Below are 11,921 nucleotides of genomic sequence, written 5' to 3' on the forward strand. Positions count from 1 at the left end.
GTGGCGCCCGCCAGACCACGACATGACCCGCGACTCTCTCCCCGCCGGCAACGGCGTTGCCTATTCGGTGCTCGACCTCGCCCCCATCCCGCAAGGCAGCGATGCCGGCCAGGCCATGCGCAACTCGCTCGACCTGGCACGCCATGCCGAGCAGCTGGGCTACCACCGCTACTGGCTGGCCGAGCATCACAACATGCCCGGCATCGCCAGCGCCGCCACCGCGGTGCTGATCGGCTATGTCGCCAACGGCACCCACAGTATCCGCGTGGGCTCGGGCGGCGTAATGCTGCCCAACCATTCGCCGCTGGTGATCGCCGAGCAGTTCGGCACGCTGGCCTCGCTCTATCCGGGCCGCATCGACCTGGGCCTGGGCCGCGCGCCCGGCACCGACCAGGCCACCGCGCGCGCGCTGCGCCGTCATCTGGCCAGCGACAGCGCCGATACCTTTCCGCAGGACGTGGAAGAGCTGCAGGCGTATTTCGACGACGTGCGTCCCGGCCAGCGCCTGCGCGCGGTCCCGGGCGCGGGCCTGAAGGTGCCCATCTGGCTGCTGGGTTCGAGCCTGTTCAGCGCGCAGCTGGCCGCGGCGATGGGGCTGCCGTTCGCCTTCGCCTCGCACTTTGCGCCGGGCTTCATGCGCCAGGCGGTGGACCTGTACCGGCGCACATTCCGCCCGTCCGAGACGCTCGACCGGCCCTACGTGATGCTCGGCCTCAATGTGTTCGCGGCCGATACCGGAGACGAGGCGCGGCGGCTGTTCAGCTCGCTGCAGCAGCAGTTCCTGGCGCTGGTGCGCGGCACGCCAGGGCAGCTGCGCCCGCCGGTCGACGCTATCGAAGCGCTCTGGAACGAAAGCGAGGCTGACCATATCCGGCGCTCGCTGGCGTGCTCCGTGGTGGGCGACCCGGATGCGGTCGGCGCCGGCATGCAGCGCTTTGTCGATGACCTGCGCCCGGACGAGCTGATGATCACCGGCCAGATTTTCGACCACCAGGCGCGGCTGCGATCGTTCGAGATTGCCGCCGCTGCCGCGCGCAGCCTCAGGGCCAACGCCGCGCTCTGAGCCGTTGCCGGTATGACGCACGCCGCACTTGCGGCGTGCGCCGGCCGCTGTCTTTCATTTCCTGCCGGTTCTGGTTTGCATGGCGCCGAGGCGCTCGGATACATTAGAAGGCCGACACCACACAGAGGCGTGGCCACCAAGGCACGCGCCCACATAGTCCGCCCGATCCGCCGCCTCCAAAGCAATCTCCGGGGGCCGAGGGCAGCGACGACAGGAGACAGCGATGGACCTGCGGCAACGCGAGCACATCGAGACGGTGGTCCAGGCCACCGCCTACCTATCCCCGCCAGCCCTGCTCGCGGAGCGCATCGCGCATGACGCGATCATCCAGAATTCATGGCGGCGCTGCGTGCACCAGTACGGGCTCGATCCCTCGCGCATGCAGGAGGCGCGCATCCTGCCGCAGACGCGCCTGCGCGAACACCAGGAACGCATCGACGACTTCGCCCGCATCGCCCGCCACGGCCTGCAAAGCCTGCACGCGCAGGTGGCGGCGCTGGGCTACGTGGTGCTGCTGACCGATGCACAGGGCGTCACGGTCGACTATATCGGCGACACCCACACCGATGCCGCGCTGCGCCACGCCGGCCTCTACCTTGGCGCGGAATGGAGCGAGAGTGGCGCCGGCACCTGCGCGGTCGGCACCGCGCTGGTCACCGGGCAGGCGCTGACCGTGCACCAGGCCGACCATTTCGATGCCACCCATATCCCGCTGACCTGCACCGCCGCGCCGCTGTTCGACACGCATGGCAAGCTGCACGCCATCCTCGACATCTCGGCGCTGGTCTCGCCGCAGGCCAAGGACAGCCAGGGCCTGGCGCTGCAGATGGTGCGCATCTACGCCGCCCATATCGAGAACGCCAACTTCCTGCGGGCGCACCGGCGCGACTGGATCCTGAAGCTGAACGTCGCGCCCGAGTTTGTCGACGTCAACCCGGAATACCTGCTGGCGCTGGACGATGCCGGCCGCATCGTCGGCCACAACCATCGTGCCCGCCTGATGCTGGAGACCGAACTGAGCGGCATGCCCGGCGCCACCGTGCTCGGGCAGCCGTTCGAGACCTTGTTCGACGCCCGGCTGGAAGACCTGGGCCGCTATGTCTACTCGCGTCCCAGCGAGCAGCGCCTGGTCGCGCTCAACCGCAGCGGCGGCCTGCTCTACCTGAGCGTGATGCCGCCAGCGCTGGGCTGGCAGGCGCCCGCGGCACCGGCGCAGGTAGCGATGCCGGCGCCCCTGGCGGCGCTCAGCGGCGGCGATGCCGCGCTGGCGCAGCAGCTCGAGCGTGCCGCGCGCCTGGTCGATTCGCCGATCCACCTGCTGATCCAGGGCGAAACCGGCAGCGGCAAGGAGTTCTTCGCCAAGGCGCTGCACCAGGCCAGCGCGCGCCGCGCCGGGCCCTTTGTCGCGGTGAACTGCGCGGCGATTCCGGAGACCCTGATCGAGAGCGAGCTGTTCGGCCACCTGCCCAACAGCTTTTCGGGCGCCGGCTCGCGCGGCAAGCGCGGGCTGATCCAGGAGGCCGATGGCGGCACGCTGTTCCTGGACGAGATCGGCGACATGCCGCGCGAACTGCAGTCGCGGCTGCTGCGCGTGCTGGCCGAGGGCGAGGTGCTGCCGGTGGGCGCCGCGCGCCCGGTGCCGGTACGCCTGCGCGTGATTTCGGCCACGCACCATCGCCTGGAGCAGCTGGTTGCCGAAGGCCGTTTCCGCGAGGACCTTTACTACCGCCTCAACGGCGCTCGCTTCGAACTGCCGCCGCTGCGCGCCCGCACCGACCTGGAGTGGCTGGTGCGCAAGCTGCTGCAGGAAGGCGCGGGCGAACCGGTGACGCTGTCGCCGGCCGCGAGCGAGCGGCTGCGCCGCCACCGCTGGCCGGGCAACCTGCGCGAACTGCGCAACGTGCTGGAGTACGCGCGCGCGGTCTGCAGCGGCGGCTATATCGACGTGCACGACCTGCCCGATGCCGTCGCCGGCACCGCCGAACCGGCTGCCGTAGCGGCCCAGCCGGCATCAGCCGATCGCGCCCCGGACCACGGCACCGCCGCCCCGTTCGACCCGCACCAGCTGCCCCCCGAGGGCATGCTGCTGATGCAGTACCTGCGCGCCTCGGGCTGGAACCTGAGCGCGGTCGCGCGCCAGATCGGCATCAGCCGCATGACGCTGTACCGGCGCATGGAGCGCTACGGCATCCAGTCGCCTAACCGGCGCGACGGCGGGGAGCAGGCGTAGCACTGCGCCGTACGCAAGGCCGGCAGCGCTGGCGCGGCTGCCGGGCGTACCCGTTTCTGCGAAGCCGTTCGCCGCCTTTCGTCTTCGGGATTTCTCTTGACGCCGGCTTTCGCCAGGCGTGCGGCCACGCCGGTGATAAGACGTTACGCGTGTCCACTCCGTACACCTGCACTGTGACACCTGTCTCGCCCTGACGGCCACCCAGGCCGCTCGCCCGGCGCAAGCGGCAGCGATTTTTGCGGGTTATCCCTGAAGCCAGCGCCCCGCAAGCGCCCGCCTTATGCCATCGCGATGCCATCCGGCCACTGGCACAGCCATTGCAAAGTCGCCTGTCACCACAACGACAACACAGGAGACAGGCAATGGGGCAGCCAAGGTTCGCCGATGCGCCGCTGGTCGGCATCATCGCCAATCCGGTTTCGGCGCGCGACATCCGCCGCGTGATCGCCAACGCCAACAGCCTGCAGCTGGCTGACCGCGTCAATATCGTGTTGCGCCTGCTGGCCGCGCTGTCATCGTGCGGCGTGCGGCGCGTGCTGATGATGCCCGACCGCGAGGGCCTGCGCGTCATGCTGGCGCGGCACCTGGCGCACCGCCAGGGACCGGATTCGAGCCTGCCCGAGGTCGCGTATCTGGACATGCCGGTGGCCTCGCGCGTCGACGACACGCTGCATGCCGCGCGCTGCATGGCCGATGCCGGCGTGGCCGCGATCATCGTGCTGGGCGGCGACGGCACTCACCGCGCCGTGGTGCGGGAATGCGGCGCGGTGCCGATCGCGGGACTGTCGACCGGCACCAACAATGCCTACCCCGAGATGCGCGAGCCCACCATCACCGGGCTCGCCACCGGCCTCTATGCCACCGCCCGCATTCCAGCCAGCCAGGCGCTGGCGTCGAACAAGCGCCTGGACATCGTCATCCGCGACGGCAATGGCACCTTCCGCCGCGACATCGCGCTGGTCGACGCGGTGATCTCGCACGAACACTTCATCGGCGCGCGCGCGCTGTGGAAGACCGACACGCTGGCCGCGGTCTACGTGTCCTTTGCCGACCCCGAGGCGATCGGGCTGTCCGCCATCGCCGGCTTGCTCGAGCCGGTGGGTCGGCGCGAAGCGGGCGGCCTTGCGATCGAACTCGCGGCGCCGGGCGCGGGCGAATTCGAACTGAGCGCGCCGATCGCGCCCGGACTGATGTGCACCGTGCCCATCGCCGGCTGGCAGCGGCTCGCGCACGGCCGCCCCCATCGCGTGCGCCAGCGCAGCGGCGTCGTCGCGCTGGACGGCGAGCGCGAGCTGACCTTCGGCCCGGACGACGAAGTGACCGTCACGCTGCACGACCACGCATTCCGCAGCATCGACGTCGCCGCGTGCATGCGCCACGCGGCGCGCCACCAGCTGATGCGCAGCGTGCCGCAGCACGCCCTGGCCTGAGCACGCCGGGCCACGCATCCACCGATTTTCTTGAAGTGCAACACCTGAAAACGAAGGAGACAGAGATGACAGCCAGAGCTTCGCAAAATCCGGCGCAATCCCGCGGCGCGCTGCCGCTCGACAAGGAGACGCTGCTGACGGTGTACCGCAAGATGCGCACCATCCGCGATTTCGAGGAGCGCCTGCACGTGGACTTCGCGCGCGGCGACATCCCGGGCTTCGTCCACCTGTACGCGGGCGAGGAAGCCGCGGGCGTCGGCATCCTGCACCACCTGCACGACGGCGACCGCATTGCCAGCACGCACCGCGGCCATGGGCACTGCATTGCCAAGGGTGTCGATCCGGTGGCGATGATGAAGGAGATCTACGGCAAGAAGGGCGGCTCGTGCAATGGCAAGGGCGGCTCGATGCATATCGCCGACCTGTCCAAGGGCATGATGGGTGCCAACGGCATCCTGGGAGCGGGCGCGCCGCTGATTTGCGGCGCCGCGCTGGCGGCGAAGTTCCGCGGCAAGGGCGAGGTCGGCATTACCTTCTGCGGCGACGGCGCTTCCAACCAGGGCACCTTCCTCGAAAGCCTGAACCTGGCCGCGGTGTGGAACCTGCCGGTGATCTTCGTGATCGAGAACAACGGCTACGCCGAATCGACCTCGCGCGACTACGGCACCGCGGTCGACAGCTACGTCGACCGCGCCGCGGGCTTCGGCATCCCGGGCGTGACCGTCGACGGCACCGATTTCTTCGCGGTCCACGAAGCCGCCGGCGAAGTCATCCGCCGCGCGCGCGAGGGCGGCGGGCCGTCGCTGCTCGAATGCAAGATGGTCCGCTTCTACGGCCACTTCGAAGGCGATGCGCAGACCTACCGCGCCGCCGGCGAACTCGACGATATCCGCGCCAACAAGGATTGCCTGAAGCTGTTCGGCCGCACAGTGACGCAAGCCGGCGTGATCGCGCGCGAAGAGCTCGACACGATCGACCGCGAAGTCGCCGCGCTGATCGAGCACGCCGTGCAGGAAGCCAAGGCGGCGCCCCAGCCGGGCCCCGAAGACCTGCTGACCGACGTCTACGTCAGCTACTGATCCGCCACGCGCAAACCAATTATCAGGAGACAGACATGGCTCGCAAACTGAGCATCAAGCTGGCGATCAACGAGGCGATCGACCAGGAAATGACCCGCGACCCCAGCGTCATCATGCTGGGCGAGGACATCGTCGGCGGCGCCGGCGCGGACGGCGAGAAGGACGCCTGGGGCGGCGTGCTGGGCGTGACCAAGGGCCTGTATGCCAAGCACGGCGACCGGCTGCTGGATACGCCGCTGTCCGAATCCGCCTACGTGGGCGCCGCCATCGGCGCCGCGGCGTGCGGCATGCGCCCGATCGCGGAACTGATGTTCATCGACTTCATGGGCGTTTGCTTCGACCAGATCTTCAACCAGGCCGCCAAGTTCCGCTACATGTTCGGCGGCAAGGCCGAGACCCCGGTGGTGATCCGCGCCATGGTCGGCGCGGGCTTCCGCGCCGCCGCGCAGCACAGCCAGATGCTGACGCCGCTATTCACGCATATTCCCGGCCTGAAGGTGGTGTGCCCGTCCACGCCGTACGACACCAAGGGCCTGCTGATCCAGGCGATCCGCGACAACGACCCGGTGATCTTCTGCGAGCACAAGAACCTCTATGGCCTCGAAGGTGATGTCCCGGAAGGCGCCTATGCCATCCCGTTCGGCGAGGCCAATATCGTGCGCGACGGCAAGGACGTGTCGATCGTCACCTACGGGCTGATGGTGCATCGGGCGCTGGAAGCGGCGGCGACGCTGGCGAAGGAGGGGATCGAGGCCGAGATCGTCGACCTGCGCACGCTCTCGCCGCTGGACATGGATACGGTGCTGGAGTCGGTAGAGAACACCGGGCGCCTGGTCGTCGTGGATGAAGCCAGCCCGCGCTGCAATATCGCCACCGATATCTCCGCGCAGGTTGCGCAGCAGGCCTTCGGCGCGCTCAAGGCCGGCATCGAGATGGTGTGCCCGCCGCATACGCCGGTGCCGTTCTCGCCCACGCTGGAAGACCTGTATATCCCCAGCGCGGCACAGATCGTCAATGCCGCGCGCAAGACCGTGAAGGGAGGCAAGCACTGATGGCAACGGATGCAATCACCCCGATCGTGATGCCCAAATGGGGCCTGTCGATGAAAGAGGGCACCGTCAATGCCTGGCTGGTCGACGAAGGCACCGAGATCACCGTGGGCATGCCGATCCTCGATGTGGAAACCGACAAGATCGCCAATGCGGTGGAGGCGCCCGACGCGGGCACGCTGCGCCGCAAGGTGGCGCAGGCCGGCGACGTGTTGCCGGTGAAGGCGCTGCTTGGCGTGCTGGCCCCTGCGGAGGTGAGCGATGCGCAGATCGATGAATACGTCGCGGCTTATGAAACGCCGGCGGACGATGGCGGCGACGAGGATGCCGCCAGCGCGTACCAGTTTGCCGAGGTCGACGGCATCCGGGTCCGCTATGCCCGCAAGGGCGACGGCGCCCAGGCCGTGCTCTTCATCCACGGATTTGGCGGAGACCTGGACAACTGGCTGTTCAACCTCGATCCCCTGGCCGACGCGTACACCGTGGTGGCGCTCGACTTGCCCGGCCACGGACAGTCGTCGCCGCGGCTCGCGGGCACGACGCTGGCGCAGATGGCCGGCTTTGTAGCGCGTTTCATGGACGAGGCCGGGATCGAGGCGGCCCATCTGGTCGGCCATTCGATGGGCGGCGGCGTGGCCGCGCAGCTGGCCGTGGATGCGCCGCAGCGGGTGCTGTCGGTGGCGCTGGTGTCGCCGGTCGGCTTCGGCGAAGCCGTCAACAGCGACTATACCGATGGCTTCGTCAAGGCGCAGTCGCGGCGCGAGCTCAAGCCCGTGGTCGAGCTGCTGTTTGCCGACCCGGGGCTGGTGAGCCGGCAGATGCTGGATGACCTGTTGCGCTACAAGCGGCTCGATGGCGTCGACGAGGCGCTGACCGCGCTCGGCCAGGGCCTGTTCGGCGGCGGCCGGCAGAGCGAGCAGCCGGGCCAGCTCCTGGCCGACAGCGGCAAGCGGGTGCTGGTGGTGTGGGGCGGCCAGGACCGCATCATCCCGGCCGCGCATGCCGAGGCGGCGCCGCCCGACGCTACCGTCAAGGTCTTTGCCGATGCCGGCCATATGAGCCAGATGGAGAAGGCCAACGACTTCAACGCGCTGCTGAAGACTCACCTGGCCGGCTGATGCCGCGCCCGGACGGCGCCGCGTCGCGCCGTCCACGCAACGCCCGGGGCCAATCTACCAAAGGACACCTCCACATGACCACAGACCTGAAGACCCGCCTGGCGGACATCAACAAGCAATTCGGCGCGCTCGGCCAGGCCCAGCCCGCCGCGATGAGCGCCTTCCAGGGCGTGATGAAAGCCGCCATGCAGCAGGGCAGCCTGCCTGCCGAAATCAAGGAACTGGTAGCGGTCGCACTCGCCGTGCAGAAGGGTTGCGACGATTGCGTGCTGTTCCACACCAGCCAGGCACTGCGCCATCGAGCCAGCCGCGAGCAACTGGCCGAAGTGCTGGCCGTCAATATCGAGATGGGTGGCGGCCCCGGCGCGATGTACGCGGCCAAGGCGCTGGCGTATTTCGATGCGCTCAACGCCTAGGGTTGCTAGACTCGGCGCATCGCCATTCCCGGGCAGCTTCCCAACCGATGCCGTTTGAACTTGTCGATACCGTCGCCCTGGACCACGCGGGCAGCGACCCGCTGCAGGAAGAACTGGCGCTGCTCGAACTCGCGGCGCAGGGCCGGCAGGTGGCACGGTTGTGGGAGGCACCGCTGTCGCTGGTGGTGCCGCGCACCTATCTGCGCCACGCGGCGCTGGAGACTGCGCGCGCCGATTTCGCGCAGCAGGGTTGCCCCGTGTTCCTGCGCATGTCCGGCGGCGGCCTGGTTCCGCAGGGGCCCGGCATCCTCAACCTGAGCCTCGCTTACGCCGTCGGCCAGCCGCCAGGCGCGCTCAGCGACGCGGTCTACCTGCACTTGTGCGCAGTGATCGGCGGCGCGCTGCGAACGCTCGGCATCGAGACCCACTGGCAGGCGGTGGCCGGCTCATTTTGCGACGGCCGCTACAACCTCGCCTGGGGGTCACCAGAAGCCGCCCGCAAGATCGCCGGCACGGCCCAGTACTGGCGGCGCGCGCCAGCGGCCATGCAGGCGGCCGACGGCCAGCGCCACCTGGTGCTGGCCCACGCGGTGCTGCTGGTCAGCGCCGACCCGGAGCAGATCAATGCGCGCGCCAATGCCTTCGAGGCGGCCATCGGCAGCGAGCGGCGGTATGGCGCGGACAAGGTGGTCAGCGTGCGCGAGGCGCTGCTGTCCGCCGGACACGCCGTGAAGGACGATGTCGCGCTGATGGCCGAGATCGCGGCTGCGCTGCGATGGAGCCTCGGACAGCATCCCGCCCCGGTCTAGTTCTTCGCCGCGGTGTCCGGCAGGAAGCGGATATCGCCATACCAGGCGCGGCTGGCGGCGTGGGTATTGTCGGTGTCGGTCATGAGGCCGTAGGCCTTGAGCGGTCCGGGCGGCTCGTGGAACACGCGTTCATAGTCGCGCGCCAGATTGCGCCGCAGGTTCTGCCATTTGCCGGCATCGTCGGCGCCGGATACCACGATCATCTGCACACGGCCGGTATGCGGGTTGGGGATGACGCTGCCGGGCGCGGCGCTGGTCGACCAGACATACATCAGCGTGGCATAGGGCAGTTCCTCCCCTGCCACGGTTTTCGCCAGTTGCATCGCGGCGCGGTCGCCCAGCGGGAGCTTGCTGGCGTCGCCGTCGAAGAAGAACACCAGCCGCGCCGGCGCGTCCTCGCGCGCGCCATCGCGGTTGTCGGCGCCGGGAATCGCGCCTTCTGCCTTCCAGCGCCAGGCCACCACGGGCGTGCGCGACAGGTCCACGTTGCCCGCATGCATCAGCGCCGACGCCGAGTCCTTGGCTTGCGCCCGCAGCACCGTGGTGCCGCCCTCGGTCACCAGCTGGTACTCGGTCCTGGCCTTGCCTTCGGCGACCGGTAAATTTTTCCAGTCATTCGGCAACGCGCCGCCCGGCTTGCGGTCGGAAAGGACAAGTCCAGGCTTGCCGCTCTGCGCCGGCGCTGAAAGCGGGGCCAGCAACAGCGTGGCACACAGGGCAATGGGCAACGCATGGGTGGTCGTCATGGCGGATCAGCGGAATACGAGACGTGGGATCGAACGCAAACCGTGTGCCCGAGCGCCGTGGACCCTGTCCGATCTGACCACCAAAAAAAAATCGCGGCCCACGAGGGGCCGCAAATCGGGAATGCGAGGAGTGTCAAATTCCTCAGGAGACGTTATCGACGCAAACCGGCGTCCCAAGACCCCTCTTCCGTGGGGTCTATGGATCACAACTATGAGTGCGAGCGACCGCTTACGCGATCAGGTAGGCGGGAGGCGGCTCTGGTCGGACCGAGGCGCGCAGTTTGCGGACATTCGCTTCCAGTTCGGCGTGGGCTGCGTCGAGCCAGTCCACGCGATGCCGAACCGGATCCTTGGCCGACAGGGCGCTGGCGGCGATCTCTCGCAGGAAGTAACGCACCATGCTGCCCGCGCGCGCCGGCACCGGCATCATTCCCAGCAACTGGCGGCGCGCCAGCAACCGGCGTGTGACCGCGTGCTGCAGCGCGGCCCAGGCGGTGCGGCCCAATGCGATATACAGCGCGTCGGTGCGCATCTGCCGCACGGCGCCCAGGAACTGCGTCTCGAAGACGTCGCGCAGCATCGGCGCGTCCAGCAGTTCTTCCAGCGGGCCATCGAATGCCAGGCCACGCCGCGTGGTGGCATGCGGCAACAGGGCGAGCGGCTGCAGGCGCTCGAAGCCATCGTTCCACAAGGCGGCGGCGTGCGGCAGCCCCACCAGCTCCGGCACGCGGAAGTGGTCAAGCATGCGGATCAGGTTGGGCCGTACCAGCTTGCCGCCCAGTTCAACGCGCCGCTTGTTCTCGCGCTGGATTACACGGCCCGGCGCATGGGAGCGCAGCAGTTCCTCGGTCACCGCGGCGGCCAGCCGCACGTGCGCATGGCCCGGCGTGGTGCTGACCAGCACCAGCGCTGCCTGCGGATTCAGGTATTCGCACGGTACGTAGTGCATGGCGTAGCTGCTGTCCCGCGCCACCACGACGGGTTTCGCGATCACGCCGCCGGCGCCCGCAAGCCGTATCTGCGCGCAATAGGCTTCAATGAAATTGGTCAAGGCATCCCCCCCCGCTCGCTTCGTTATTTAAGCGTTTTTATTGTTTTTGCTTTTCGCCATGGTAAGCCGGCGGTGCGGTGCAAAGTGTGTCAGCCCCGCCGTTTTGACCACTTCCCGGACGGAACTTGGTGGGCCAGCCAACACAGCACATGGGCGTTGCGTCAGCGGGGTGGGATCGCGGCGTAGCGTATTGCAGCTGGCGGTCATGACCATGACACGGCATCCCGCAAAAGAAAAAAGCCGGACACGATGCCGTGTCCGGCCAACCCATTTGCTGACTCAGGTGGTGTCAGAACCCGAGAACTCAAATGCTAACGATTCTCATTTGCCGTGGCAACCCCGGGGTGCGCCCGTCATACCATCGAGGTCTGGATCGAAACCTGGCCGGACAGGGTCTTGTGCACCGGGCAACGATTGGCGACGCGCAGCAGGTCTTCGAGGATCTGGGGCGACAGGTCGCCGCTGACCCTGACCTCGCGCTGCATCGTATAGGTGCCGTTGGCTTCTTCATGACCGACCGAAACATGGACGTCAGTGACCGCGTAGCCCTTGCGTTTCGCATACAACTGCAAGGTCAGGGTGGTGCAGGCAGCCAGGGCCGAGTCCAGCAGGTCATGCGGGTTCGGGTAGCGGGTGTCGCCGCCGGCGGAAGCGTCCAGATCGGCTTGCCACTCGGCAGTGCCGTTGGTCAGCTGGCAGATGCTGTTGCCCTGGCTTGGCTTCCATGTCGCTTGGATAGTCATTGAACGTCCCCATCTCGTCAAAGAGCGGCCCCGCGGGCCGGAACGGCCATTCTATAAGCAGCCTGGCCTCCAGTGAGAAGCGCCGAAAGCGGCGCATTTGTGCCGGTTTCGGCTAGTTCGCAGAAACCGCTTGCCAACCCCGTCGCGCTCGCTTACTATTCGCCCCCTCGCAACACGACGCGGCACC

The 11,921-nt window shown here is 68.2% G+C and carries 11 protein-coding genes; 8 read left to right on the forward strand and 3 right to left on the reverse strand.

The window, feature by feature from the left end; all coding sequences use genetic code 11:
• Positions 1 to 22: 22 nt before the first annotated feature.
• The 8 genes from CBM2588_RS20205 (at position 23) to CBM2588_RS20240 (ending at position 9,194) form a co-directional block, all read left to right on the forward strand.
• Entirely contained in the window at positions 23 to 1,063 is a 1,041-nt protein-coding gene (locus CBM2588_RS20205; RefSeq protein ID WP_115682171.1) for an LLM class flavin-dependent oxidoreductase, read from the forward strand.
• 223 nt (positions 1,064 to 1,286) lie between these two features.
• Positions 1,287 to 3,293, forward strand: coding sequence for a sigma-54-dependent Fis family transcriptional regulator (locus CBM2588_RS20210; protein WP_115682172.1), 2,007 nt, complete (start codon positions 1,287 to 1,289; stop codon positions 3,291 to 3,293).
• A 362-nt stretch (positions 3,294 to 3,655) separates the two neighbouring features.
• Positions 3,656 to 4,723: an ATP-NAD kinase family protein gene (locus tag CBM2588_RS20215; protein ID WP_115682173.1), complete on the forward strand. Its 1,068-nt coding sequence runs from the start codon at positions 3,656 to 3,658 to the stop codon at positions 4,721 to 4,723.
• Positions 4,724 to 4,788: 65 nt separating this feature from the next.
• On the forward strand, positions 4,789 to 5,802 hold the full coding sequence (locus tag CBM2588_RS20220) for a thiamine pyrophosphate-dependent dehydrogenase E1 component subunit alpha (RefSeq protein WP_115682174.1): 1,014 nt from the start codon (positions 4,789 to 4,791) through the stop codon (positions 5,800 to 5,802).
• Positions 5,803 to 5,837: 35 nt separating this feature from the next.
• Complete coding sequence (locus tag CBM2588_RS20225; protein ID WP_115682175.1) at positions 5,838 to 6,854, forward strand: alpha-ketoacid dehydrogenase subunit beta; 1,017 nt, start codon at positions 5,838 to 5,840, stop codon at positions 6,852 to 6,854.
• A complete protein-coding gene (locus CBM2588_RS20230) occupies positions 6,854 to 7,969 on the forward strand; it encodes an acetoin dehydrogenase dihydrolipoyllysine-residue acetyltransferase subunit (RefSeq protein ID WP_115682176.1) in 1,116 nt (371 codons plus the stop codon). The genes CBM2588_RS20225 and CBM2588_RS20230 overlap by 1 nt, the downstream gene beginning before the upstream one ends.
• 74 nt (positions 7,970 to 8,043) lie before the next feature.
• A complete protein-coding gene (locus CBM2588_RS20235; protein WP_115682177.1) occupies positions 8,044 to 8,385 on the forward strand; it encodes a carboxymuconolactone decarboxylase family protein in 342 nt (113 codons plus the stop codon).
• A 47-nt stretch (positions 8,386 to 8,432) separates the two neighbouring features.
• Positions 8,433 to 9,194 (forward strand): lipoyl protein ligase domain-containing protein, encoded by a 762-nt coding sequence (locus CBM2588_RS20240; RefSeq protein WP_115682178.1) that lies wholly within the window; start codon positions 8,433 to 8,435, stop codon positions 9,192 to 9,194.
• On the opposite strand, the gene CBM2588_RS20245 is transcribed toward CBM2588_RS20240, so the two are convergent.
• The 3 genes from CBM2588_RS20245 to CBM2588_RS20255 all read right to left on the reverse strand — a co-directional run bounded on the left by CBM2588_RS20245 (position 9,191) and on the right by CBM2588_RS20255 (position 11,734).
• Positions 9,191 to 9,940, reverse strand: a complete 750-nt coding sequence (locus tag CBM2588_RS20245; RefSeq protein WP_172583640.1) for a DUF3047 domain-containing protein — start codon at positions 9,938 to 9,940, stop codon at positions 9,191 to 9,193. The genes CBM2588_RS20240 and CBM2588_RS20245 overlap by 4 nt on opposite strands.
• Positions 9,941 to 10,169: 229 nt before the next feature.
• Positions 10,170 to 10,991, reverse strand: a complete 822-nt coding sequence (locus CBM2588_RS20250) for a hypothetical protein (protein ID WP_115682179.1) — start codon at positions 10,989 to 10,991, stop codon at positions 10,170 to 10,172.
• 353 nt (positions 10,992 to 11,344) lie between these two features.
• Positions 11,345 to 11,734, reverse strand: a complete 390-nt coding sequence (locus tag CBM2588_RS20255; RefSeq protein ID WP_115682180.1) for an OsmC family protein — start codon at positions 11,732 to 11,734, stop codon at positions 11,345 to 11,347.
• Positions 11,735 to 11,921: the final 187 nt, after the last annotated feature.

This window comes from Cupriavidus taiwanensis (assembly GCF_900250075.1).
GTDB classification, from domain to species: Bacteria; Pseudomonadota; Gammaproteobacteria; order Burkholderiales; family Burkholderiaceae; genus Cupriavidus; species Cupriavidus taiwanensis_C.

Excerpts from the sequence above, each read along its gene's own strand:
- CBM2588_RS20205 (WP_115682171.1), top strand. The coding sequence starts at position 23 with ATGACCCGCGACTCTCTCCCCGCCGGCAACGGCGTTGCCTATTCGGTG.
- CBM2588_RS20210 (WP_115682172.1), top strand. The coding sequence starts at position 1,287 with ATGGACCTGCGGCAACGCGAGCACATCGAGACGGTGGTCCAGGCCACC.
- CBM2588_RS20215 (WP_115682173.1), top strand. The coding sequence starts at position 3,656 with ATGGGGCAGCCAAGGTTCGCCGATGCGCCGCTGGTCGGCATCATCGCC.
- CBM2588_RS20220 (WP_115682174.1), top strand. The coding sequence starts at position 4,789 with ATGACAGCCAGAGCTTCGCAAAATCCGGCGCAATCCCGCGGCGCGCTG.
- CBM2588_RS20225 (WP_115682175.1), top strand. The coding sequence starts at position 5,838 with ATGGCTCGCAAACTGAGCATCAAGCTGGCGATCAACGAGGCGATCGAC.
- CBM2588_RS20230 (WP_115682176.1), top strand. The coding sequence starts at position 6,854 with ATGGCAACGGATGCAATCACCCCGATCGTGATGCCCAAATGGGGCCTG.
- CBM2588_RS20235 (WP_115682177.1), top strand. The coding sequence starts at position 8,044 with ATGACCACAGACCTGAAGACCCGCCTGGCGGACATCAACAAGCAATTC.
- CBM2588_RS20240 (WP_115682178.1), top strand. The coding sequence starts at position 8,433 with ATGCCGTTTGAACTTGTCGATACCGTCGCCCTGGACCACGCGGGCAGC.
- CBM2588_RS20245 (WP_172583640.1), bottom strand. The coding sequence starts at position 9,940 with ATGACGACCACCCATGCGTTGCCCATTGCCCTGTGTGCCACGCTGTTG.
- CBM2588_RS20255 (WP_115682180.1), bottom strand. The coding sequence starts at position 11,734 with ATGACTATCCAAGCGACATGGAAGCCAAGCCAGGGCAACAGCATCTGC.